Below are 23,719 nucleotides of genomic sequence, written 5' to 3'. Positions count from 1 at the left end.
GTATGGGGAGGAAAGAATACCTGTGGACCTTGGTTTTAAAACACTGGCGCTGACTGCACTTCTGAGTTCCTCGCTGAGTCTCAGTACGGCGGCTTTTGCCCAGGCACAACCCCAGCAGGCTCCGGCCGACCAGCAAGCTGTTCCGGATGCTCCCGCTCCTCAGGCTCCCTCGTCCCTCAAGGGTATTGGTCCTCTGACTCCTGGCATCGGAACGCCGGCATCGACCGCTACTTCGAGCACCTCTACTGACGTGCCGCAGCAGGCGCCCGCCACGCAGCCTCCTCCCAGCCAGACAAAGGATGTTCAGACGACGCCTCCCGAGAACATGACGCCGGAGGACATAGGGTCGAGATTCGTCTCCAATACTACCTACGTCGAAGTTCCGGTTACGGTAAAAGACACCAAGGGAAAGCCAATCGCCGGTCTCACCTGGCGCGATTTCAAGGTCTACGAAAACGACACCTGGGAGCCCCTTAAGATCTTCACCGTCGACCCGGCACCGCTATCGATCGCCTTCGTAATCGACCAGAGCCTCACTTCGGACGTGATGTCCAAGGTGAACAATTCGCTGAGCGCCTTCCAGGGAGCCCTTTCACCCTACGATGAGGTCGCCATCTTCTCGTACAACAACGGGCCCCGCGAGTGGACCGGCTTTACTGGCGCGCAGGGAAATCGCGTACCCGCCGTGCTGGCACTGGCCAAGTCGATTGGTCGCGACGAGCAGGTGCCCATCAACAGCGGCCCATTCGCAGGTTGCGCAATCGTGAAGAATGGCGGTTGCGTCGATTCGAACCCAACCGTTCAGCAGGGCGGTGCGGTCGGCAATCCAGACTTCATCACACTTCATAAGGAAATCCACACCCTGAACGATGCGATCCTGGCTGCCGCCAAAGAGCTCTCCACGCGGCCCCAGGGCCGCCGCCGCATCATCTACGTCATCTCCGACGGCAAGGAATACGGCAGTAAAGCCACCTACAAGGACGTGCTGCGCTATCTCCAGACCAACAAGATCGCTGTCTATGGCACGGCTGTTGGAGACTCTGCACGCTGGGGAGAGGGCTACGTAAGCCGTCTCCATCTGCCCTTCACCATGTATGACAACCGTTTGGCAGGATACGTCCTGGCTACCGGCGGCATACTTGATTCCGAGGGCAGCTTGAACGGCATCGAGAAGAGCTACGCGCAGCTCGCCCAGGAGGCAAGAAATCAGTACACACTGGTGTATTCAAGCCATCAGCCTCTGATCGATGACAGGTACCGCAAGATCGAAGTGCGCGTGGATCGGCCCGGTGTCGAAGTGATTGCGAAAAAGGGCTACTACCCCTCCGGCAAGGATCAACAACACTAAAGATGAGCTCTTCAGGAGCCGCGGCGGGCTTCGGTCTGCTTTCCGCCGCAAGTTGGGGCGGGTCCGATTTCGCTGGCGGCTGGGGTGCGCGCAGGTCATCGTCGCTGCTCATTACAGCCTCAGGGCAAATCGTCTCCCTTGTAGCGCTGCTGCTGGTCTGCCTGGTCCTGCGATTCACCATCCCTGCTGCGAGCTACCTGATCTACTCTGCGATCGGCGGATTTGAAGGGGCTATCGCCCTCGCCGTCTTCTATCGCGCTCTCTCCATAGGAGCCATGGGGCTCACCGCCGCCTTGACGGGTCTGATGACCGCGCTCATCCCCGTTCTTTTTGAGTTTTTTCACGCCGGCTGGCCCAGCTCGCTCACCTTGGTCGGTCTGGCCGCTGGACTGGCTGCGATCTGGCTGATTTCGCATACGCCCTCGACGCCTGACGCCCCAACCTCCCGCCGCGCGCTGCTACTCGGTGCAAGCGCTGGTGTCGGTTTCGGAGTGCAACTAATTCTCTTCAAAATGGCGGCTGCAGGCGGAGTTTTGTGGTCGCTCACATCCGGTAGAATCGCGGGTGTTGCCGCAATCCTGCTTGTCGTTGCATTTGCGCCACCCCAACGTCCCTGGCGTGGCTTTTGGATAGCCGGAATCATCTCCGGTTCACTGGATACGGTCGGCAACTTGCTCTACATGCTCACTTCGCAACTGGGCCGGTTGGACGTTGCCGCAGTCATCTGCTCCCTGTACCCGGCAGGCACCATCCTGCTTGCAGGCATCATCTTGCGCGAGCGGCCGACCAAGCGACAGATGGCTGGAATGGGGTTGGCGCTCGCTGCAGTCGCTCTGCTTAGCGCCTAGTTCGGACTAAGCGCAAATACAAAGGCCTATGCCGTCTGGCACAGGCCTTTCTGATCCTGAAGAATTCAGGCAATTCGTTCGTCGGCTCCGGTTTACGCCTGCTTCGGAGGCTCGTTGCTTGCTGGCGGCGGAGGAGGCGGAGTCTGTACGCTCTGCGACGTCGGAGGCGGCGCGGGGTCGGTCACGCCCTTGATGCCTTCCCTAAACCCTTTCAATCCTTCGCCAAGCCCTTTGCCTAGCTCTGGCAGACGCTTGGCGCCGAACAGCAGAAACGCCACAATCGCCAGCAGAATCAGGTGCCATGGCTGTAATAGATCGCCCATCGTGTATCCTTCCGCGCGCCCCACGCGGGGGCCGCGCTTTTCACCCTCAATTGTCGCACAAAGCCAACCGGCCGCGGTGACCAATGCCACTCGTGTTCTTACCGTTTAGCGGCTTGCCCCTTAAGTACGTCAGTTCACCTTCGCCGGATTGCCCAGCCGTTCAGTCACCATCGTGAAAAAACTGCGCAGGTCTTCTTCTTCGCCAATGGTCAGGCGTCGATAAACCTTCATCAACGGGAAAAGCCGCGATCCGCGCACGTCCACTGCCGGCACCGCATGCTCCCCACCCGGGTATTGCGTCATCTCCCACGAGCCCGCGTAGCGCCTGCGAAGAACCTCGCCCAGGTAGCTACCCCAGAGGCGCGATTCAAAATCAAGATCAATCTCCGGACTTTCGCTCAGCAGGACAAGAATTTCGTCCAGCGCGTTGATTGAGTCCGAAGAAAAATCGAGCGTCTGCCGGAAGTCACTCTTCGCAACTTCAACGGCTGCCTGCGCATACCCCTCCATCATCGCCCCCAAATCGGCAAACGCATGGGACTCGAGCCGTTGGCGCAGTTTGTTCATCACCATTAAGACTAAATCTTCGCACCGACGGTAGCGCTTGGATTTGTAACTCCATGGCATTCCATCGCATCCCTATGACAGACTTGAATAGCCGCTGGAGGGTCCCCCGTCCAATGAAACTAACAAAGATTTTGAGCATGGTTGCAGCCGTGGCTTTGACCGCAGCACCGGCATTTTCTGCCAGTCGTGATATATATCCTGATCCAACAGAAGCCAAGGCCGATCTTGCCGCAGCCCTCAAGACGGCCGCCGCGACCCACAAGCGCGTGATTCTCGACTTCGGCGGAAACTGGTGCGGCGACTGCCAGGTGCTCGACATCTACTTCCACAATCCGCAGAACCGTCCAATTCTCGAATCAAACTACGTGTTGGTGCACATCAATGTGGGGCAGTACGACGCCAATCTTGATCTCGCAAAACATTACGGCATTCCCCTCGAGAAGGGTGTGCCGGCGCTCGTAGTTCTCAGCGATACAGGCAAAGTGCTCTTAAGCCAGAAGAGTGGCGAATTCGAAAAAATGGGCCACATGGAGCCGAATTCAGTCACTAGTTTTCTGGTTCAGTGGAAGCCAACCAAGCCCGGCTGCAGCGTGATGGTAGTGAACTGCTGAGCGCCTGACGGTGTGGGACAACTTACGCGCCGACTTCCCACAGTTTCATCGGGCTAGTCTCCATTTGGTCTCATTTTCTAACCAAATCCTTGAGTGTGCCGCGGAACTACTCGCGAAATCAGATCGAGTTTGTGTGCGTTTGTAACAAGAGCCTGACTATCGAGCGGATGGTCCAGCCGAGTAAGATTTCATCGCTACGGATTCGCGCCATGACTGTGCCAGCAAACCTTGCCATGGTCGGTGCTGCCGCTTCCGATTTGCAGTGACCCTCTTTCGCGATCGTTGCAAAGCATAGTGTGTCTATCCGCGGAGGCTTTGCCATGCGCAAGTTGGCGATCCTTATCCTGCTCGCCGGAATGACTCTGCCCGCATTCGCTTCGAAGCGAGTGACCGTTGCGCAATTGGAGCAGGCCCTGAACGCGGCCCGTGGAAGACCGGACGCCGAAGTTGCACAGCAGATATCCGATCTGGAACTGACCGAACGGCTAAGCACGGAGAAATTGTCGCAATTGAGAGCTGGTTTGCCAGGCGATAAGGCTTATCAGAATCTGCTGATCCTGGTCGACGAATCCGCCTTTCTTGATCCGCCCGCCTCTGAAATTCCTGTCATGGCAGCACCAAATTTTGCCGAGCAACGCAGAATCATGGGTCTCGCCGTTAGCTATATCGGCAGGACCATTCCCCAGTTACCCAATTTCTTTGCGACGCGTGAGACCAAACACTTCGAAGATACTCCGCTGCTGCAAAGATCAACCGATAGCATTGCCTACCAGCCTCTACACTTCGTGCGGTCCTCAAGCGAGACAGTCCTCTACCGTGATGGCCGGGAGACTGTGGATGCGGGACCGGTCAAAAAGGCAGCGGCGACAGCGGAGCCCGGTCTTACTACGTGGGGTATATTCGGTCCCGTCCTCGGAGTCGTTCTGGTTGACGCTGCGAAGAGCAAGCTGGTCTGGAGTCACTGGGAAAAGAAATCCGGTGGGCTTGAGGCAGTCTTCAGTTATGAGGTTCCGCGAGAGAAGTCTCACTACGAGGTGAACTACTGCTGCACGCCGGAAAGTCAGGCGGAGTGGAACAAACTGATTCCGTTCCGACAACTTTCCGGCTATCACGGAGAAATCACGATCAACCCGGAAGACGGAACCATCCTTCGTCTCAGTGTTGAGGCGAATCTTACCTCTACCGATCCCATCACGCGTGCCGATCTCGTTGTTGAGTACGGATCGGTGAACATCGGCGGGAAGAGCTACTTTTGCCCGGCAAGAAGCCTGTCGATGTCGATTGCCCAGGAAGTTCGGTATTCCAACGACGTGGAACATCAGGCCTTGCAATTTGTGACGCGTCCGTTGAAGACCATGCTCAATGAAGTAGTGTTCGAGCAATATCACATGTTTAGGGCAGACGTGCGGGTGGTTCCTGAAAACGAGGCTGACGCGAACCCGAGTTTCAATGCTACTCAAGGCACAGATTCCCCGGCTTCAGCAATCGCTTCTCAGCCAAGTCCAACTGAACCGGTTCCCGATAAAGCCAGCTCTGCAACATCGCCGATTTCACCGGCTCCTCCCGAGGTCCCATCTGCGGCGCCTGTAACAACGCCAGTCGTGCCGATCCCGGCAAAAGAGGATACTGCCTCAGTCCCGGCACCGATCTTAAGGACGACAACGCGCGCGGTGGTCGTTGATGTGGTGGTAACGAAGAGCAACGGCGAACCGGTTCTCGGTCTTACCAAACAAGACTTCTTGGTGATGGAAGACGGCAAGCCGCAAGACATCAACTTTTTTGAGAAGCGTACGAACGGCAGCCAGGCTCCCAGCACGCCGCCAGCAATGCCGCCCATGCCTGCGGGAGCGCACACCAATGTTCCACCGGCTCCGGAAAGTGATGCGGTCAATGTTCTGCTGCTCGATACCTTGAACACCGAGCCTCCGGATCAGGCATATGTCCATCGGGAGGTCATGGACTTCCTCACCCACATGCAGCCGGGGACCCGTGTTGCGATTTTTATCCTCGGATCGCAGCTGCGGTATATCCAGGGATTTACGACGGATACTTCGGCATTGATCGCGGCGCTTAACGACAAACGAAACGGACTGCAGGTGCAAAAGAATCACGCCGCTCGCAGTCGTAGCAACGAAGCCGACGATGCAGGTGTGGTTGCAGAGTTACAAGTGATGCAGGCTTCCCCATTCGCCATCGCGGCACTTCAAGCTGCGCAAGCGGATTCTCGCGCCTTTGACTATGCTGCGCGTGCCTCTATGACCTTCAAGGCCCTGGACTATCTTGGCCATTACCTTGCAGGCATTCCCGGCCGCAAGAATCTCATCTGGTTTGCAAGCTCGTTTCCGGTCACCATCTTTCCCACCGTTGGTCAGCAACAGACGACAAGGCAGAATGCTGCAGTCCCCGGATATGTCGAGAAGGCCAAGACGACCGCCGACATTTTCACTGTCTCGAGGATCGCCGTGTATCCAATCGACGCAGAGGGAATGATGACGGAGCACGTGGCAGTAGCCGATGTTTCCGGTATTGGTGCTGGAGGAATCGCAGGACACGCGGGTAGCCAGAACGGAGCCACGTCCCCCTATATGGCAGGCGCGGCGGAGCGCGCAGACACGATCAACGCGATGGAGCAGCTAGCGTCCTCCACCGGTGGGAAGGCCTTCTTCAACACCAACGACCTCAATGCAGCCATGCGACACGCCATCGACGACGGCGCCAACTACTACACGCTCGGTTATTCGCCCACCGAAAAGATGGACGGAAACTATCGCCAGATTGAAGTCAAGCTTGCGAAAGGAAAGTACAAGCTGGCCTACCGGCAGGGTTACAACGCCGAGGACACTCCGGTCTCTCAAGGAAATCTCGGTATAGATCAGCTTGCTCCTCTCCTGCAATCCGGAATGCCCGGCGCCACCGGAGTCCTCTACGGAGTTCTCCTTGGACCTTCCGCAATCCAACCGGGGCCTGATGCGAAACGCGCGGGTCAAAATGAGAAGCTTAGTGCTCCCTACACGCGTTTCGATGTGGACTTGATTATTCGCGCGCAGGATGTCCGCTTGCTGTCCGACGCGCAAGGTGATCGGAGCGGCAGAATTCTGGTTGGCCTTAGGGCCTACGATCTCAATGGAAATGCCGTCAACTGGGTGGGCGATGCGGAGAATCTAATGATACGGCCTGATCAATACAGCGCTATTCAGCGCGATGGGCTTCCAGCGCATCTGGAGATTGACCTGCCTTCCAATACGGATCTTCACCTTGTAACCACGATCTTCGACACGAATTCAGGAAATGCTGGGACCTTGGAAATTCCTGTGAGCGCGGCAACTCAACCCACTAAGACGCCCTCCACAAGCAAAACCAACTAGCGTGGGGCTTTCGACTGTTTTGGGCTTCTACTGGCTGAGCGGCGCAAGATTCTTGGTGTTCTGGTAGGTGTACTGGATGCGGTGAATCACCGTGATCGTCGAGAGCACCGCGAGCACCCAAAGCACAGGCGCCATTACTCCCCAGTGCTCAAACAGCGCGCCCAGCAGAATAAGCACGATGCGCTCGGGGCGCTCCATGAATCCCACCTTGCATGAGCCAATCAAAGCCTCGGCCCGCGCCCGTGTGTAGCTGACCATCAGTGACGTGATCATCACGAAAGCAACCAGCACTACATAGCGGAAGCGATTGATGCGGCCGTAATAGACCAGCAGTCCAAAGAAGAGCACCACATCGGAGTAGCGGTCGATCACGGAATCAAAGAATGATCCGAAGACCGTGACCTGGTTGTTTCTGCGCGCGACACGCCCATCGAGCATGTCGAAGATGCCCGCGCCGAAAATAACCAATCCCGCATAGAAGAACATAATTCCCGCATTGGTTGCATTTGCGTGGCCGAAGAAAAAAGCCGCGACAATATTGATCACCAGACCAATGAAGGTAAGTGCGTTGGGGGAGATACGGGTCAGTGCAAGCCCGTGCACGATTCGATCAAGAAGCCAACCGCAGGCGCGGCCAAAAGCACTCGTCCAAGTCATTCTTGCTTCCTACTTCTCTGTGCCGGTATCGGGCTCTTCTTCGTCTTCGCCCGCTTCATCGTGGACGGTGGTCAACTTCAGAATCTCCAGCTCGCGTTTGCCGTTCGGTGTAACGATCGTGGCCACATCGCCAACCTTCTTGCCGACAATGCCACGGCCAATCGGCGAAGTCGTCGAGATCAATCCCTTGGCCACGTCCGACTCTTCGCTGGTGACCAGCCGGTACACAATCTCTTCTTCTTTAGTGGAGTCGTAAACCACCACCGTCGAACCGAAGCCTGCCTTATCGCGTGGAATGTTCGCCAGATTCACAAGCGAAAGCTCGGCCATGCGCCGCTTGAGCTGTCCCAGCCGCGCATTCACAAACTCCTGCCGCTGCTTCGCCATGTGATACTCGGCGTTCTCTGACAGGTCTCCCATGGCCACGGCCTTCTTGATCTCAGCCGGCAACTCGTGGGATAGCTCATGCTCAAGGGTCGCGATCTCTTTGAGCAGCTGCTTTTTAATGTGATCGGGCATCCGTGATCCGTTGCGGCGAGCGGGGCTGCTCAACCGCGAAAAATGATACGTCTAGACCTTTCATTATACGCGGCAACGCCCGGCGGGTGGCGGCGGGGAGCTCTAGTGCTGGCGACCTTGACTAAACCCGTGGATAAACACGTCATCCTGAATAAGCCCGCAATCAAACCTCTTGAATGTCCCGTCATCCTGAGCGAAGTCGAAGCGCCTTGCTTTCCCCCGCATCAATCTGCGCGATATGTACGGAAAGCCCGACCAGAGATCGAAATTTTCATCTGCGCACGCGGAATAAACCGGCGCGTTCTCAGTTCTCTTCAGTACACGGGCAACGTGTTCTGGAGAAAGAACGATGAATGAATTTGAACGGGAGCAGATTCGCAACAAGACCACCAAGGTTAATTCCGTCAGTGAAGAGGTCGGGAGCGATGGCATTGACCGGCGTGGATTCCTGAAGTGCATGGCCTGGGCAGGCACCGGACTCGTCTGGACGTTCGCAGCCGGCGTGCCAACCTCGCGCGCGTTCGGCGAGCCAATCAAGCCGTCCGCGCAGTCTGATTTCACCTTTGTGCAGATCAGCGACAGCCACATCGGCTTCAACAAGCCCGCGAACACCGACGTCACGGCAACGCTGCAGGCCGCATTGAAGAAAATCGATCAGGCTCCCGGAAGTCCTGATTTCCTGATCCACACCGGAGACCTGACGCACTCCTCCAAGCCAGCGGAGTTCGACACTCTTGATCAGTTGCTTTCGCCGCGCCGGCAAGTTTTCTACGTGCCCGGCGAACACGACACGTCGGTCGACGACGGAAAGATGTATCTCGAGCGCTACGGCAAAGGCACCAAGGGGAATGGCTGGTACAGCTTCGACCACAAGGGCGTGCACTTCATCGGCCTCGTCAACGTCGTGCAACTCGAAGGCATGGGCAAGCTTGGCCCCACTCAACTCGACTGGCTGAAGAAGGATTTGCAGAGCTTGAGAAGCAGCATGCCAATTGTGATCTTTGCGCACATCCCGCTGTGGGCTGTTTATCCAGAGTGGGGCTGGGGCACGTCGGACAGCGAACAGGCGTTCGCGATGTTGAAGCGCTTCGGCTCAGTCACAGTGCTGAACGGCCACATCCACCAGGTGATGCAAAAAGTGGAAGGCAACGTGATGTTCCACACCGCAATGTCCACTGCATTTCCACAGCCGGCGCCGGGCGCAGCGCCATCGCCCGGTCCCATGAAAGTGTCGGCCGATCGATTGCAGAGCGTCCTTGGCATCACGAATGTGAACTTCATTGCCCAGCGGCGCGAACTGGCCATCGTAGACGCAACATTGTCAGGAATGACGGGCCAGTATCGTGAGTCGGGCTTTTAATCATGAGGCCGGCGATAGCTTGTGCGGTGTTTCTAATCGCTGCCGGTGGAAGCCTTTCGTTCGTGCATCCCTGGGGCAACCTGCGCGATGACAACACTGGCCCGGCGATCTTGAGCGGCAGCGAAGTCCCCGGCGATGTCCGCGGCATTCTCGAGCGAAACTGCGCAGATTGCCATTCGAACCAGACGCATTGGCCCGTGTATAGCCGGATAGCTCCTGTCTCGTGGCTGGTGGAACGCGATGTCGTGAGAGGACGTACTGCGCTGAACTTTTCGGCCTGGGCAGGCATGGGCGCAGAAGACCGAATTGCAGCACTAGCGCGCATTGCTGCCGAAGCAAGAGGCGGAGAGATGCCGCCAAAACCCTACGCGCTGATCCACTCGGCGGCCCTTACCGAAAACGAAAATCGGCAAGTGACAGCATGGACGCGCGCCGAGAGAAAGCGCATCCGGATTGAAGCGGCTGGACACAAGGAGAAAAATGAAGAAGGGAACTGACAGCAGAATTCTGATCTTGGTCGCAATAATCTGGACGGCCGCGGCAATCTCTTCCTTCCCGCATGTAAGCAGCGCGGAAGGTGCAATCAGAATTGACCGAGCGATCAACGGAAATCCGCAAACAGGAAAACAGCTCTTCGAAAAGAGGTGCACAGGCTGTCATTCTCTCGACAAGAACAAGGAGGGACCGCGGCTGCGAGATGTGTACGGTCGAAGATCCGGCAGCATCGCGGACTTCAGTTATTCCGATGAACTGAAAGCCGCGCACATACTCTGGGACGAAGGTTCACTCGATCAGTGGCTTACCAATCCAGAAGCAGTCGTTCCGAACAATGACATGGCGTTTCACGTGCCCAATCCCCAGGAGAGAGCGGATATTATTCAGTTTCTCCGGCAATCCTCGGGCAAATAGAATCCGGGCTGAGGTCGGTCGCAGGAGACAGGATGGATCGGGTGTTCTTTGAGCAGTTGGCCATGCCACTGTTCGACCAGCTTTACAACCACGCATGCTGGCTCACTGGCGGCGATCGAACTGACGCCGAAGATCTGGTACAGGAGACCTACGCCAAGGCTCTGAAAGGCTTTGGCTCTTTCGCAGAGGGCACTAACCTGCGTGCCTGGATGTTTCGCATTCTCCGCAACATCTTCCTAACTTCAAAGAGTGGTCTCGCTGCCCGGAATACGCAATATCTTGAAGACGACGAATTAAGAACCGACCTGGCGATGGCGCACGACTTGACCCCTGAGCTACTGTTGCTGCGCAGCCAAAGCGAGCATGCCGTCTTTACCGCACTGGAGTCCCTTCCGGTGAACTACCGGCAGATTATTCTGCTCAGCGAGGTGGAGGAGATGTCGTACCGCGAGATTGCCGAGGTGCTTGATGTCCCGCCGGGAACAGTGATGTCGCGGCTTTCGCGGGCCCGTGCAAGCTTGCGAGCGGCGCTCAACGCAAACGCTGGCCAGGAGGTGCGATGATGCCTTGCGATCAGGATCGCGAGATGCTTGCAGCATATTTAGATGGAGAGGTGCAAGCAGAGGAGGGAAATGCCCTGGAACGGCATCTCTCCACCTGCAGTACATGCACGGCAGAGGTTGCGAGCATGCTGAGCGTGCGCCGAACCATGAGAACAGCACGCACACGGTTCACCCCGAGTGTGGAATTCAGACGCAAAATCCAGTCCCAGACCGCGCCGCGCAAACCGGGCTTCAAAGCATTTGGAGGCCTTTCCCTCGCGATTGCGGCGCTGGCGATGCTGGTCTTCGTTATGTTCTGGATGCGACAAGGTGCCGTGCGCGCGGATGCTTATCGAGAAGTAGCAGACTTACACGTGGGCGATTTGGCGAGTGCGAATCCGTATGACGTCGTCTCCTCTGACCGGCACACGGTGAAGCCGTGGTTCCAGGGGCGCATCCCCTTTTCATTCAACCTTCCCGAGTTCGCTGGGACTGAATTCACCTTGCTCGGCGGCCGGTTAGTGTATCTGCATCAGCAGCCGTCGGCACAAGTTGTAGTGGGCATGGGGCAGCACAAAATTTCGGTGTTGATTATGCAGGACGATGGCGTGTTTGGCAGCGCGTTCCCAGTTTCAGAGAGGGCCGATGCGCGAAACGCCTTCAACATCGAGACGTGGAACAGCCAGGGACTGCGTTTCTTTGTGATTGGAGATGCGGAAAAAACGGGTGTTCGGCACCTTGCCCAGATATTGCAGAATGCCAATCAGTAGCTCTTACCGCTTTTGAATTGTCAGACCGCCTTTTAGATTGATTCGGCCGGCCGGTCGGCTTGAGCAGCGAGAAACGATTGCAGGATAAGCGTCGCGGCAACCTGGTCGACCACGCGGCGGTGATCCTGGCGGGCGTGACCTGCTTCGTACAGCATCTGGTGTGCCTCATGCGTAGTCAGGCGCTCGTCCCAAAGGTGAATCGGTAACCCGGCAAGTTCCCCAAGTTCGGCGGCAAAAACCTGCACCTTTGCAGCCTGTACGCTCACTTCCCCTGTCATCGTAAGGGGGTTGCCAACCACAATACCCGCTACCCCGAAGCGGCGGCAGAGGCGCGCGATCGACCGCAAGTCTTCGCGTTGATTGCGACGCCGTTCGAGGGTCAGGACCGGCTGAGCCGTCAGTCCCAGTTCGTCGGAGACGGCAACACCGATGCGTTTCGAACCCACGTCGAGCGCCAGATAGCGCGGCGGCTGAGTTTCTGCCATGCAGGCTCCGAATTCCAGCTTATCTTTTCCAGCTTAACCGCTGGCGTCAGCTCTCAGCTCAAAAGCGGTAGACGATGTCTACCGCAAAGCGCCCCTGATTGTCAGAGGCAGACGAAGGATTCACAGGTCCTCCGTAGGTGCTGTACTTAAGCTTCGTGAGCAAGTATCCGCCTTGAAAGCGGGCACCGAGATGTCGGCTCAATGCGTAATCAACGCCGCCGTCAGCTGAGAGCGCAAGCGAGGTGGCGTTATTGAATTCGTATGTATAGGCCTGCCCGCCGTTGTGGAAGGTGTCACCGCCGATCAGAAATTGCCCGAATAAGGACGTGCGCGACGATGAATGAACAGGGACGAGGTAGCGGGGGCCGGCAAGGTACACGGTTTCTGACTCAGTATTCGAAGAGGATGGACTGGGAACGTGGAATTGGTTGATGTCTGCGACGAGAAAGACCCGCGGTACAAGCCGGAAGTCCGCTCCTCCATTGAAACCATAACTGGTTCCGGTCAAACCTCCTCCCGCGAGCGAGAATCCTCCAAAAACTTCAACGGATGCCTGGGATGCTGACGTTGCGTCGGAACCCGGGTGAGCTTGGGCTCGCAGCTGGATTGCGGTGGATAGGCAGAGGGCCAAAAGGCTGCAAAAAATGAATGCACGCGAAGTCATCGATCGATCTCCAATGTGTACTTGCTGCAGAACACTATTGTTGCTGTATTCAACTGAATCGCGGACGCTTTATTCATCTGACGTGAATACAAGCACTTTCGTGAGTGATTGGCCCAGAAAAACGATGGCGCGGGCAAATTTTTTGAGACCCGATACAATGATGAAAGATAGAGAATCCACAGGGTTTACACCTGCGTCTTAGATAAAGACGGGAGTTTTTCAGGAGCGCATGGCTCGCAGGAGCAGCAAAATCAAAAAAAGGAAGAGCTCAGGCGCGCTGAAAGCATTGCTGTTGCTGTTGTTTTTGGCCGTTTTGGGGGTGGCAGCGCTGACCGCGTGGGTCATCTTCACTCCATTTGGGCCGTCGACCGAGACTTTCATCGATATCACGCCCGGATCTTCGACGACGCGCATCGCCCAGCAATTGGAATCCGCAGGCATAATTCGTAGCCAGTTCGCCTTCGATCTGTGGCGCTGGGTGCGGAAAGGCAAGTTGAAAGCGGGGGAGTATCGCTTCGACCGTCCGACGCCACTGAAGGACGTCTACGACCGAATCGCCCGGGGCGACGTCTACACCGTAGCCGTGACGGTGCCGGAAGGGGCAAGTATTTTCGACGTTGCGGCTCGGCTGGAACAGGCCGGCATCGCCACACGTACTGAGTTTCTAGACCAGCAGGCGCGGCTGACTGAGTTGGTGGCGGATATCGATCCGCAGGCAAAAACGCTGGAGGGCTATCTGTTTCCCGATACATATCGGTTTCAGCGTAAGACAACACCGGCACAGGTGGCTGCTGCCATGGTTCGCCAATTCCGTATTGAGGCCGCGCAAATTGGTCTCAAACAGAATATGCACCAGGTGGTAACCCTTGCATCGCTGGTCGAGCGGGAATCGGCCTTGGACTCGGAGCGGCCGCTGATCGCCGGCGTGTTTGAAAACCGGCTCGCGAAACATATGCCGCTCATGACCGATCCTTCGGTGATCTATGGTCTTGAAGTTAAGCACGAATGGCGCGGCGCCATCCACGCCAGCGATCTGAAACTCGACACGCCGTACAACACATACGTACATGCTGGTTTGCCACCCGGCCCAGTAGCAAATCCAGGACTGCCTTCGTTGCGTGCCGCGATGGATCCAGCCCCCTCTAATTATCTTTACTTCGTAGCTGCAGGCGCCAATCCACAAGGCAAATCGCTCTTTGCCACGACGCTTGAAGAGCACACCCACAATGTCTCCGGCTATCGGCATGCCATCAAGAAGGCAGGGCAGCGATGATGGTGCGTCACCGGTTCGGAATGGTCGCCATGGCGTTGCCGCTTCTATTAAGCGGTTGTTCGCTGCTGCCCATGAAGCGTCATCTGCCGGTGCCGAAAGCTCCGGCAAACGTTCAGACGGCTACTCCGGAACAATTGGTCGAACAGGTAAATCGTCGCTGGGATAACTTCAAGAACCTCACCGCCACCGTCGAGATTCAGGCCACCATGTTGAAACCGCAGGAGGGCCTGGCAACGGATTACCCGAGCGTCCGTGGATGGATCGTGATGGAAAAGCCGAATCATTTGCGGGTAGCTGGTCAATACCTCGGTATCAAAGCGTTTGACATGGCAAGCGATGGAATCACCTTCACCTTGCTGGTCCCCACGAAGAACAAAGCAATTCAGGGTCCCAATACGATCACCAAAAAATCCGAGAAGCAGTTTGAAAATATCCGCCCAGGATTCTTCTTTGACGCCATGATCGTGCGCGGCGTGGAACCCGAGGATTTCTATTCGGAGACTTCCGATACTGAGACGATTGAAGACGCGGCAAAGAAGCATCTGTACACGATGCCGGAGTACATCCTGAATATCACGCGTCATGCGCCCAATGGAAGCCGAAGGGATAAGCCAGTCCGCGTGCTCACCTTCCATCGCGACGACCTGTTGCCGTCCAATCAAGACATGTATGACAGTGAAGGAAATCTGGAGAGCCAGGTCACCTACTCCGCATACCAGAGCTTCGGGGACAGCAAATATCCCACAAGAGTGGTCATTAAGCGCCCGCTTGAGGGAATACAGATCGTGCTCACGGTTGAAAAGGTGGTCAACAATCAGGACCACTTACCAGCCGACGAATTCTCAGTGAAGATCCCCGCGGGAACTCAGATACAGAGCCTGCAGTAAGCAACGCGCGCGTCTCGTTTCTCACGTCTCGCGCGCACTCGAACGTCTGTACATCTTTAGACTGATCCTCCAACGGCACGCCCGGTCTTTCCTAGATCCTTGTAGAAGCCGAGATCGCGGCCTTCCTGCATTTTTGTGATGTACACAATCTGCCCGTAATGCAATCCAAAGTGTTCAACCACCTGATAGACGGCGGCCAGTCCCGTTACCGTATAGCCTTGGATATTCCACGTTGCGAGCAGATCTTCGCGCGTGAGTTTTGCCAGCACTTTTGCCGCTTCCTCCATCGTGGCTCCAAGCCTCGCGAGCAGGTCGGCTGCTGTTAGATCGCCGGTCGCGTTGAATTCGGCCGGGCGGTCGCGCTGATCTTCAAGCCGATTGAACGATGCAACCAGCCACTGCCAGACGTTCCCATTCAAATGCAGAATGAGGTTGCCGATACTATTGCTGGCCTCGTTCGGACGCCACCAGATCTGGTCGTCGCTCAACGTCTCAACTGCTTTGCGCAGGCGCGGCCAATACTGTTCCAGCAGCTTGCTTTGCGAAAACTTGAGGAATGTTTCGATTGCAGGATCGGTAGACATGGATGGATCGTCCCTTCTTGACGTAGCAAATTTTATCGAATCACCCTCGACGCACCACCGCCGAAGTTGAGCGGCGGATTTACCGTGCTCGACTTCGGCGGTGGCGTTGCCTTTGGTTACTGCTCTCGGGAAGCTCCCTGAGGAAATAACAATCCGGATGCCAGCTTACATCTCCGGCATCCGGATTGGTTAACTTTCTAAGATTTGTTTTTAAATTTTTTCGGGCGGTTTAGGAAGCAAGCGCTTGAATGCTGTCGACGTGAATCATCTTGGAGTTCGCATCGAGACGACCCGTTACCTTGACGGTCTTGCCTTCGAATGCCTGAGCGCGAGAAGAGTCATCCAATTTGTAAACGCTGCCCGACGAATCACGGAGCACATATTGTTCGCCATCTTTCACAACAGTCCCACTGAACGTAGCAGTCTTGGAATCCTGATTAGGCATTGTCTGATCAGGCTGGGTCTGCGAAGGCGGAGTCTGCGGCTCTTGAAATACAGGCATTTGCGTTGCGGATTTTGGTGTGGTGGCTCCCAGCGCTGGTATGGTCGCCAACAATAGCGCACACGACGAAAGACCGAGAACAAACTGCTTTTTATTGGGATTCATATTTAACCTCCGGGGTGAACGGCCCCCTGTTGGCACCGTCTTCTAATTAATCCGGGCAAATTATAGGGGCCCTTGTCTAACGAGGTCTTATGTAGCAAGCGCCGGGCCATTGTATTGATTCATTCTTTCGAAGGAGTTGCGATAAAAATGGGTGTCAAGGCGCCGGGTAAGAAGTACCACGTGGGAAAAAACTGCCGGGATTTTCGTCTGTTTCGGAATACCTCTGGAGTGTGACGCCATACGAGCCATGATTGTGCTAGCATCCCCGCAAAGCATCTGCCTCCCATTCGATTGAAGGAACCCCGGCATGGAAACGACGCTGCGTCCGCTCACCCTTGGCGAAATCCTGGATAAAACTGCGGAACTCTACCGCTCAAATTTTCTGTTACTTGCGGGCATCTCTTCGGTGTACGGCGGCATACTGCTCGTTCTGAGTCTGTTGCAAATCGGGGCGCAGCAAGCCGCGAAATCCATGCACATGAATACCGGCCTGATCGTCGTCTCGGTGGTTGGACTGGTCGTTCTTTATCTCGCGATTTTTGTGGCGGGCGGCCTTGCGGTAGCGGCTAATACCCGCGCGGTGGGCTGGCTTTACCTTGGCGAACCAGCCAGCATCGGCGCTGCCTATCGCACCATACTGCCGCGCACCGGACGCTATCTCTGGCTAATGACCATCACCTATTTCAGGGCTTGGTTTCCATGCGTGGTGATTTATGCCGCCTATGCTGCGGTGATCCTTGTCTATATTCGTCCGACAGGAGTCTTCTCGCCAACGCCACACGCTCCGCCGCCTGACCCTTCGAAGATGATTGTCTTCCTGGTATCGAGTGTGGCGTTTCTCTTTCTGCTTCTCGGTTCCCTTATTTTCGGCATCATCATGAGCCTGCGCTATGCACTTGCAGTTCCGGCCTGCACCGTGGAAAATCTCAAAGCGCGCGCAGCTATCCGCCGCAGCATTCAACTTAGCAAAGGCTCACGCGGTCGAATCTTCATGCTGGGACTGCTCGCCTTGATTATTCAACTTGGCATGACCGGCATCACCCAGGGTTTCTTCATCGTGGTCGGCATCAAGCACCAGGGAGTGCTCCCGGTATGGATGAGCGTGGTTCAGCAATTCCTGGCGTTCCTCACCAACTCCTTTGTCGGACCGATCTATGCCACCGGTTTCACACTCTTCTACTACGACCAGCGCGTGCGCAAAGAAGGCTACGATATCGAGCGCATGATGCAAACCGCGGGTATGTCCCAGCCAGAGCTTGAGCCCCCCGCTCCGGTAGAAGAAATCGCCATCTCCGACACCGGGAGCGGGCATGAATGAACCGCTTCATCCGCTAACGCTGTCAGAGATTCTCGATCGCACCGCGCACATCTATCGTTCTCGCTTTCTCGTATTCTTTGGCATTGGCACCCTTCCGGCGGGATTCATCTTTGCATCTGCTGCGGGGATCTTTGCCTTTTTGACGTGGATGGGTTCGAGGACCAAACACGGGGCAACCGTTCCCGACGCCTCACTATGGATTTTCCTAACTGCATTGCTGGTCGTCGTCGTTCCTCTCGGTCTTGCCTCCATCGCCTTGGGAGAGGCCGCCATGACCGATGCCGCCGCGCGTACCTTCCTGGGAGAAGGCATCACGATCCGGGGCGCCTACAAAACAATCTGGAAGCGGGGATGGCGTTACATCGGCCTCTACACATGGCAAATACTGGCAATCACCATCGTCCCCGGCGCAGTGTTTCTGATTGCCATGTTTGGCATGATTGCCCTCAAGGTGAGTGGCGCAGCTGCCAACGACAACAGCCCCCTCTTCGGTGGTCTTCTTGTTGTGCTCATGATCATTCTTGGCGCCGCTGCTGTGTGGATACTGCTGCACCTTTGTCTGGCATTCCCGGTAAGCGTTGTCGAGCAAACTACGGCTTGGACTTCTCTCAAGCGCAGCACGCTGCTGAGCAATGGAACGCGCGCCCGCATGCTGCTTCTCTATGTTTTGGGCGCGGTCCTGAACCAGATCCTTTCCTGGTGTCTCATGGTTCCTATCATCATCGCGCTCTCCCTCATTCCCTCGCTCCAGGGCCAGGCACACGCCAAACTCGTAGGTGTCGTGGCTCTCTTTGCGACATACGGATCGTTCTTTGCCGTGAAAACTCTTATCAAGCCGTTATACGGAATTGCCTTTACGCTCTTCTACTTTGATCAGCGCATCCGCAAAGAAGGATTCGATATCGAGTGGATGATGCAACAAGCGGGGATGCTGGTTTCACCTCCGGCACCTGACCCTGTCCTGGATTCCACGCAGGTCACTCTTTTACCCGACGCTCAAATGAATCCTGCGGAAATCGTAATTGCAGCACAAGAGCCGGCGTGCCTTTCCCCTCGTGAAGTGCTCATGGAACGCACTCCCGGAGAGGGCAACGCATAGGTGGGAAACAAGCCGCAGGTCGGTCCGCCGATTCGGATCTTTACCCGATCGAATATCATCACCGCAGACGCCATGAATGTTCGCCCTCGAGTCCAGACGCAAAAAGAGCTCACGCCGCAAGCACTGCGTCAGGGGCCTCAAGCGTGATGCTCGTGCAAAGTGTCCGCCTCAGGGCCGTGTTCGTCGCGATGGCGATCACCGCGATCGCATGCGCTCAAACCTCCGCGCCGCCGCAAACCGGCGTGCGCTGGCACGACGTTTCCCTCGACGACTACCGCCAACATTTGAAAACGCTATCGGTACTCGTCGACACCTGTGAGGGTGCCCGCAACCTCAAGAACTGCGATCCCGCATTAGTCGGTCAAGATGACCGAGTCGATATCGCGCGCAACTCTCACCCTGAGCAACGACTGGTGCGATACGGCTGGCTGCGCGCGCTCCTCTCGAAGGCGAAAGATCCCGATCCGCCTACAAAATCCACCTCTCCGGGAGGACCCAAATCCTCGCCACAGGAATCAACCACCTCGCAAATCCTGAAAGCCGCAAAAGCGCGTCTGGAAAGCGATCTTGCCCAAGCCAGTGCGCCGGCTGCCTCCTACATCGACCACGCGCAACAACGCGCAGCCATGCAGCAGGTGCTGGCCAGCGCTGAATTTCGCGATCTACAAAAACCGTCGGTCCGCGACTCCGCATTTGAAAAATTTGGCAACTGGCTCAATCATCTTTTCGAAAGCGCGGCCAACTTCAAAGCACGCTCTGCATGGATTGGCCGCGCTCTCGTGTGGGGATTCATAATCGGTGTTTGCGTGGCGCTGGTCTATTCGTTGCTGCGGCTCGAGCGCCGATGGCGCATTCACTTGGTCCCAGAGGGAGATCGTCCCGCTCCCGGAGCCCCTTCAGCGCGCGATTGGCAGTTGTGGCTTGAAGACGCGCGACGCGCAGCCGCCTCCGGCCTATGGCGCGAAGCAATTCACTTTGTTTACTGGGCCGCAATTTCCCGCCTTGAATCGCGCCGTCTGTGGCCGGCCGATCGCGCCCGCACTCCACGCGAATACCTGTCGCTGGTGGCTCCTCAAGATCCCCGCAAGCCGGGACTCTCACAATTGACCAGTTCCTTCGAGCGCTTCTGGTACGGCGGTCGGGTGGCAGCAGAAAGCGATTATAAAAGCGCAGAGAGTCTTGCCTCTACGCTCATCTCTGGAGGAACGTCCGTCGGCACCAGTGAAGCTTCACCCCTTTCCGAAGGCGGTGTCCGATGAAATTCATGTCGTCGCTCGATCTCAAAGATCGCCGTCTTCTCCTTTGGAGCATCGCCGTTGCCATCGGCCTCGCAGTGCTCATTGGCGTGGTGATGCCGAACGAAAACAACAACGACAATCCCATGCCGTCCACCTATCTTTCCGGACAGCACGGAGCGCGCGCCGCCTATGAGTCGCTGTTGCGTTCCGGGTACAACATCGAGCGGTGGGAGCGTCCGCTCAGCGAACTGGCAGCCACCGCCGGGCCCAACACTGTCGTCATCTTCGCGCGTCCCTTCACTCGCGAGACCGAAGACATCAATGCTGTGCAGCAGATTGTGGAGCGCGGCGGTCGAGTGCTCGCAACTGGCCTATGGGGCGGCTACCTGCTTCCCGAAGGCGATGTCGGAACACCAAAAGAATTCAATTTCGCTGCCTGCCAGCTGGAGGCCGAAGGTCTCGATACTCTGGCCGGAAGCGGCGCAGTCTGGATGGTGCCCGAGGCTACATGGCAGGTTGGAAATCCGGCCCATCGCACCCAGTACAGCTGCGCCGCGCAACCGGCCGTGGTCGAGTACAACTACGCCCGAGGCCATGTGGTGTGGTTGGCCGGCTCAACGCCGCTCGAGAATGGGTCACTCGCGCGCGCCCAGAATTTCGATCTGCTGCTCAACTCCATCGGGCCGCGCGACGGGCACCACTTTTACTGGGATGAGTCGCTGCATGGCGATATTAAGTCGGAGTGGGGCTACGTCTCAGGACCAACCGTGACCCTCTTATGGATCGGAATGATTTTGCTCTCGGTCCTCATCGTTTTCAGCTTCAGCCGTCGTAGCGGCCCCGTTCGTGAGCTGTCGCCACCGGTTCGGTCCACTCCGATTGAGTTCCTTGAGGCTCTAGGCTCTCTCTATCGCAGTGCCGGAGCGTCCACGACCGCGCTCACAATCGCATGGGAGCGCTTCCGCCGCTACGCTCTGCGCCTTTGCGGATTGCGTCAGGCCTCGGTCAACGCGGAAGAACTGGCCGCCGCAATTCGACGCCGCTTTCCCAACGCCGATCCCACTCTCGAAGCCGATCTGGCTGCCTGCGAGAGTGCGAGACTGAATGAGAAGATTGAGCCACGCTCTGCATTAAAAATGATTCAACTGCTCCACCATCATCGCCAGATGCTGGCGCAGATGGCAAAGACAGGCGGCACTCCATATCCATCCGCAACTAACGGGAATACCCGGAACGAAAGGCCCTCATGAGCGAGGAAGTGAACCAGCAGGAATCTTCAGATCCAAATGCGGTCTCGCGGCCAACTGTAGAGTTGCAGCCACCAGCAGAAGTGCAGCAGCCTGCAGCGTCGCAGCAAGGCCTTCGTGCAACCAGCGCGCTCATCGCCCACGCGCGTACCGAGCTGGGCCGCGTGATCTCAGGGCAGACGCAGGTTGTCGAAGAAGTGTTGATCTCCGTCTTGTGCCAGGGCCATGCGCTTCTCGAAGGCGTACCGGGCATTGCAAAGACGCTGATGGTCAAGACGTTGGGACGCCTGCTCGGCCTTGGCTTCCAGCGGGTGCAGGCCACCCCCGACCTCATGCCTGCCGACATCCTCGGCACCACCATCCTTCGTCCCGGCACTGACACATTCACGTTTCACGCTGGACCCGTGTTTACCGATCTTCTGCTCGTTGACGAGATCAACCGCATGCCTCCACGCACGCAAGCAGCGCTGCTGGAGTGCATGGAGGAGCGCCAGGTTACCAGTGATGGCACCCGTCGGCCCCTGCCTAGTTGGTTCACCGTGTTCGCGACGCAGAACCCGGTCGACTTCGAAGGCACCTACCCGCTACCAGAGGCGCAGCTCGATCGTTTTCTGATGAAGATCCGCGTGCCCTATCCGAATGAGGCCGAGGAATTGCAGATACTTGAGCGCCACCACGCGGGCAGCGGTGTGAGTCTGCTCGACGACGCCGCAATAGCACCCATCCCCGAAGGAATGCTCGAAGCGGCGCGCGCGGAAGTGCGCGCCATCCGCATCGAGCCGGAGCTCTACGGATACATTTTGACGCTCGCGCGGCGCACCCGCGAGTGGCCAACCCTGCTGCTCGGCGCGAGCCCCCGCGCGGCGCTCAGCATCATGCGCGTGGCGCAGGCTTCCGCGGCATTCGATGGCCGCGACTATCTCGTTCCCGACGATGTAAAGCGCGCCGTCGCGCCGGTGCTCCGTCATCGCGTGATGCTCAAGCCCGAGGCTGAACTGGAAGGCTTCGATGCCGACCGCGTCCTCGCCGACGTCATCGCCACAGTGCCGGTTCCGCGCAAATGATTGCTCCTTCCTTCCATCCCGCAGCGATTCACGCAACGTGCGAGCCGCGTGGCCGCTGGAGCTTCGGACTCACCGCGCGGTCCGTGGCGCTGCTCATCGTCGGTTTCGCCTTTCTAATTCCGGGACTATGGGATCAGCGGCTGAGCTACGCGATGCTGGCGTGGGATGTACTTGTTCTCATTGCCGCGATACTCGACGGGACCCGGCTGCCTCGCGCCGCAATGTTGACAGCCACGCGAAGCTGGTCAAATGTTCCGTCGCTCGATAGTCAGACCGAGATCGAACTCACTATTGAAAATCAGGGCTCGGTCATCATCGACTGTCGTTTGATCGATGATCTTCCCGCCTCGCTCCGCAACCCCGGCGCGACCCAGGAACCGATTCGCATCACGTCATTCCCGCGGGTGCCTGCGTCCGTGCGTTACCGCGTTGAACCTCAGGAACGCGGAGATTGCGCCACCGGCCAGCTCTACATCCGCTATCGCTCGCCTCTCGGTCTGGCAGAGCGTTGGGCGAAGGCGGCCCTCGCGCAGACCGTTCGCGTCTATCCTGCGTTGCGCACAGGCGAAGAGCAGCAGATATTTCTGGCCCGCAGCCGCCAGATCGACCTGCAACTGCGTCAGACTCGCCAGCGCGGTCTCGGCCGCGATTTCGAAAGTCTGCGCGATTATCGCGAAGGCGATGACATGCGCGACATCTGCTGGACCGCTAGTGCGCGGCGCGGAAACCTGATCACGCGCCAGTATCAGACCGAACGCAGCCAGCCGGTATGGATCGTGCTCGATTGCGGACGCCTGATGCGCTCGCGCGTAGTAGCCTCTCCGGGCACCAAGGCAGCCATGCCTCTGGCTCCCGGCAGCTTGCGAGAGCACTCCAAGCTTGATCATGCGTGCACAGCCGCCGTCGGGCTGGCGCAGCTTGCGCTCTTCTCCGGCGATCGCGTCGGGCTCCTTGCCTACGGCCAGACCATCCAGCAGCGTTTATTGCCGGGACGGGGTGCGGCCCACCTCCGCCAGATGATTGAATTGCTCGCGCAGGTTCGCGCTGAGTCCAGCGAAGCGGACCACCTTCGCGCCACCACGCTGCTCGGCAGATTGCAACCGCGGCGATCCCTGATCTTATGGATCACCGACCTCGCCGAAACCGCGATGCGCCCCGAGGTCATCGACGGCGCCATGCATTTGCTGCGTCGTCACATATTGCTCTTCGTTGCGATGGCACAACCCGAGGTCGATGCCATTGCCCAGGATCGCCCGAAAAATGTCGATCAGATGTTTCGCGCCGCCGCCGCGCAGGAGATGGCTGCCCGCCGCGAACTGCTGCTCGCGCGGCTTCACGAACAAGGAGCGCTCACCCTCGATCTGAATCCGGAGGCGGTGACGTCCTCTGTGCTCAATCAGTATTTGATGGTGAAGGAACGCGCAATGGTTTAGT

General features: G+C 57.4%; 25 protein-coding genes. 17 read left to right on the top strand and 8 right to left on the bottom strand.

The window, feature by feature from the left end:
* The first annotated feature begins 22 nt into the window (after nucleotides 1–22).
* Together P8935_RS00925 and P8935_RS00920 are read left to right on the top strand one after the other, a co-directional pair.
* On the top strand, nucleotides 23–1,348 hold the full coding sequence (locus tag P8935_RS00925; protein ID WP_348263133.1) for a VWA domain-containing protein: 1,326 nt from the start codon (nucleotides 23–25) through the stop codon (nucleotides 1,346–1,348).
* Between the two features lie 2 nt (nucleotides 1,349–1,350).
* Nucleotides 1,351–2,196 (top strand): DMT family transporter, encoded by an 846-nt coding sequence (locus P8935_RS00920; RefSeq protein ID WP_348263132.1) that lies wholly within the window; start codon nucleotides 1,351–1,353, stop codon nucleotides 2,194–2,196.
* 92 nt (nucleotides 2,197–2,288) lie between these two features.
* Here the strand turns inward: P8935_RS00920 and tatA are convergent, their stop codons facing one another.
* Nucleotides 2,289–2,519, bottom strand: coding sequence for a twin-arginine translocase TatA/TatE family subunit (gene tatA, locus P8935_RS00915; protein WP_348265380.1), 231 nt, complete (start codon nucleotides 2,517–2,519; stop codon nucleotides 2,289–2,291).
* Nucleotides 2,520–2,648: 129 nt separating this feature from the next.
* Nucleotides 2,649–3,092 (bottom strand): hypothetical protein, encoded by a 444-nt coding sequence (locus P8935_RS00910; RefSeq protein ID WP_348263131.1) that lies wholly within the window; start codon nucleotides 3,090–3,092, stop codon nucleotides 2,649–2,651.
* A gap of 107 nt (nucleotides 3,093–3,199) precedes the next feature.
* On the opposite strand from P8935_RS00910, the gene P8935_RS00905 reads away from it, so the two are divergent.
* Both P8935_RS00905 and P8935_RS00900 read left to right on the top strand, forming a co-directional pair.
* Nucleotides 3,200–3,697 (top strand): thioredoxin family protein, encoded by a 498-nt coding sequence (locus P8935_RS00905; protein WP_348263130.1) that lies wholly within the window; start codon nucleotides 3,200–3,202, stop codon nucleotides 3,695–3,697.
* A 320-nt stretch (nucleotides 3,698–4,017) separates the two neighbouring features.
* A complete protein-coding gene (locus P8935_RS00900; RefSeq protein WP_348263129.1) occupies nucleotides 4,018–7,062 on the top strand; it encodes a VWA domain-containing protein in 3,045 nt (1,014 codons plus the stop codon).
* Between the two features lie 27 nt (nucleotides 7,063–7,089).
* Here the strand turns inward: P8935_RS00900 and P8935_RS00895 are convergent, their stop codons facing one another.
* Both P8935_RS00895 and greA read right to left on the bottom strand, forming a co-directional pair.
* Nucleotides 7,090–7,719 (bottom strand): CDP-alcohol phosphatidyltransferase family protein, encoded by a 630-nt coding sequence (locus P8935_RS00895; protein ID WP_348263128.1) that lies wholly within the window; start codon nucleotides 7,717–7,719, stop codon nucleotides 7,090–7,092.
* 9 nt (nucleotides 7,720–7,728) lie between these two features.
* Nucleotides 7,729–8,238, bottom strand: a complete 510-nt coding sequence (gene greA / locus P8935_RS00890) for a transcription elongation factor GreA (RefSeq protein WP_348263127.1) — start codon at nucleotides 8,236–8,238, stop codon at nucleotides 7,729–7,731.
* Between the two features lie 349 nt (nucleotides 8,239–8,587).
* On the opposite strand from greA, the gene P8935_RS00885 reads away from it, so the two are divergent.
* The 5 genes from P8935_RS00885 to P8935_RS00865 are packed head-to-tail and all read left to right on the top strand — an operon-like array spanning nucleotide 8,588 to nucleotide 11,819.
* On the top strand, nucleotides 8,588–9,598 hold the full coding sequence (locus P8935_RS00885; protein ID WP_348263126.1) for a metallophosphoesterase: 1,011 nt from the start codon (nucleotides 8,588–8,590) through the stop codon (nucleotides 9,596–9,598).
* A 2-nt stretch (nucleotides 9,599–9,600) separates the two neighbouring features.
* Nucleotides 9,601–10,095, top strand: coding sequence for a heme-binding domain-containing protein (locus tag P8935_RS00880; RefSeq protein WP_348263125.1), 495 nt, complete (start codon nucleotides 9,601–9,603; stop codon nucleotides 10,093–10,095).
* Nucleotides 10,079–10,507: a c-type cytochrome gene (locus P8935_RS00875; RefSeq protein WP_348263124.1), complete on the top strand. Its 429-nt coding sequence runs from the start codon at nucleotides 10,079–10,081 to the stop codon at nucleotides 10,505–10,507. Before P8935_RS00880 ends, P8935_RS00875 begins: the two co-directional genes overlap by 17 nt.
* Before the next feature lie 32 nt (nucleotides 10,508–10,539).
* Nucleotides 10,540–11,070 carry a sigma-70 family RNA polymerase sigma factor gene (locus P8935_RS00870; protein WP_348263123.1) on the top strand — a complete coding sequence of 177 codons (531 nt, stop codon included), beginning with the start codon at nucleotides 10,540–10,542 and terminating at the stop codon, nucleotides 11,068–11,070.
* Nucleotides 11,067–11,819, top strand: a complete 753-nt coding sequence (locus P8935_RS00865) for a zf-HC2 domain-containing protein (RefSeq protein ID WP_348263122.1) — start codon at nucleotides 11,067–11,069, stop codon at nucleotides 11,817–11,819. The genes P8935_RS00870 and P8935_RS00865 overlap by 4 nt, the downstream gene beginning before the upstream one ends.
* Nucleotides 11,820–11,851: 32 nt before the next feature.
* Here P8935_RS00865 and ruvX read toward each other — a convergent pair whose 3' ends face one another.
* Both ruvX and P8935_RS00855 read right to left on the bottom strand, forming a co-directional pair.
* Nucleotides 11,852–12,304 carry a Holliday junction resolvase RuvX gene (gene ruvX / locus P8935_RS00860; protein WP_348263121.1) on the bottom strand — a complete coding sequence of 151 codons (453 nt, stop codon included), beginning with the start codon at nucleotides 12,302–12,304 and terminating at the stop codon, nucleotides 11,852–11,854.
* A gap of 58 nt (nucleotides 12,305–12,362) precedes the next feature.
* Nucleotides 12,363–12,968 carry a hypothetical protein gene (locus P8935_RS00855; RefSeq protein ID WP_348263120.1) on the bottom strand — a complete coding sequence of 202 codons (606 nt, stop codon included), beginning with the start codon at nucleotides 12,966–12,968 and terminating at the stop codon, nucleotides 12,363–12,365.
* A gap of 229 nt (nucleotides 12,969–13,197) precedes the next feature.
* Between P8935_RS00855 and mltG the strand changes: the two genes are divergently transcribed.
* Nucleotides 13,198–14,241, top strand: coding sequence for an endolytic transglycosylase MltG (mltG, locus tag P8935_RS00850; protein WP_348263119.1), 1,044 nt, complete (start codon nucleotides 13,198–13,200; stop codon nucleotides 14,239–14,241).
* Nucleotides 14,238–15,128 (top strand): hypothetical protein, encoded by an 891-nt coding sequence (locus P8935_RS00845; protein WP_348263118.1) that lies wholly within the window; start codon nucleotides 14,238–14,240, stop codon nucleotides 15,126–15,128. The genes mltG and P8935_RS00845 overlap by 4 nt, the downstream gene beginning before the upstream one ends.
* A gap of 56 nt (nucleotides 15,129–15,184) precedes the next feature.
* On the opposite strand, the gene P8935_RS00840 is transcribed toward P8935_RS00845, so the two are convergent.
* Both P8935_RS00840 and P8935_RS00835 read right to left on the bottom strand, forming a co-directional pair.
* The gene (locus tag P8935_RS00840) at nucleotides 15,185–15,712 is read right to left on the bottom strand and encodes a DUF1572 family protein (protein ID WP_348263117.1); all 528 of its coding nucleotides are present in this window, start codon (nucleotides 15,710–15,712) and stop codon (nucleotides 15,185–15,187) included.
* 229 nt (nucleotides 15,713–15,941) lie between these two features.
* Nucleotides 15,942–16,319: a DUF5818 domain-containing protein gene (locus tag P8935_RS00835; RefSeq protein ID WP_348263116.1), complete on the bottom strand. Its 378-nt coding sequence runs from the start codon at nucleotides 16,317–16,319 to the stop codon at nucleotides 15,942–15,944.
* Nucleotides 16,320–16,626: 307 nt separating this feature from the next.
* Between P8935_RS00835 and P8935_RS00830 the strand changes: the two genes are divergently transcribed.
* The 6 genes from P8935_RS00830 to P8935_RS00805 all read left to right on the top strand — a co-directional run bounded on the left by P8935_RS00830 (nucleotide 16,627) and on the right by P8935_RS00805 (nucleotide 23,718).
* Nucleotides 16,627–17,637 carry a glycerophosphoryl diester phosphodiesterase membrane domain-containing protein gene (locus P8935_RS00830; RefSeq protein WP_348263115.1) on the top strand — a complete coding sequence of 337 codons (1,011 nt, stop codon included), beginning with the start codon at nucleotides 16,627–16,629 and terminating at the stop codon, nucleotides 17,635–17,637.
* Nucleotides 17,630–18,736, top strand: coding sequence for a hypothetical protein (locus P8935_RS00825; protein ID WP_348263114.1), 1,107 nt, complete (start codon nucleotides 17,630–17,632; stop codon nucleotides 18,734–18,736). The genes P8935_RS00830 and P8935_RS00825 overlap by 8 nt, the downstream gene beginning before the upstream one ends.
* Before the next feature lie 146 nt (nucleotides 18,737–18,882).
* Nucleotides 18,883–19,995 (top strand): DUF4129 domain-containing protein, encoded by a 1,113-nt coding sequence (locus tag P8935_RS00820; RefSeq protein WP_348263113.1) that lies wholly within the window; start codon nucleotides 18,883–18,885, stop codon nucleotides 19,993–19,995.
* A complete protein-coding gene (locus P8935_RS00815; protein WP_348263112.1) occupies nucleotides 19,992–21,224 on the top strand; it encodes a DUF4350 domain-containing protein in 1,233 nt (410 codons plus the stop codon). The genes P8935_RS00820 and P8935_RS00815 overlap by 4 nt, the downstream gene beginning before the upstream one ends.
* Nucleotides 21,221–22,285, top strand: coding sequence for a MoxR family ATPase (locus P8935_RS00810; protein WP_348263111.1), 1,065 nt, complete (start codon nucleotides 21,221–21,223; stop codon nucleotides 22,283–22,285). The genes P8935_RS00815 and P8935_RS00810 overlap by 4 nt, the downstream gene beginning before the upstream one ends.
* Entirely contained in the window at nucleotides 22,282–23,718 is a 1,437-nt protein-coding gene (locus P8935_RS00805; protein ID WP_348263110.1) for a DUF58 domain-containing protein, read from the top strand. The genes P8935_RS00810 and P8935_RS00805 overlap by 4 nt, the downstream gene beginning before the upstream one ends.
* Nucleotide 23,719: the final 1 nt, after the last annotated feature.

The organism is Telmatobacter sp. DSM 110680 (genome assembly GCF_039994875.1).
GTDB lineage: Bacteria > Acidobacteriota > Terriglobia > Terriglobales > Acidobacteriaceae > Telmatobacter.
Note: the sequence above shows the minus strand (reverse complement) of the source record. Positions and strands in the feature narration are given on the sequence as shown.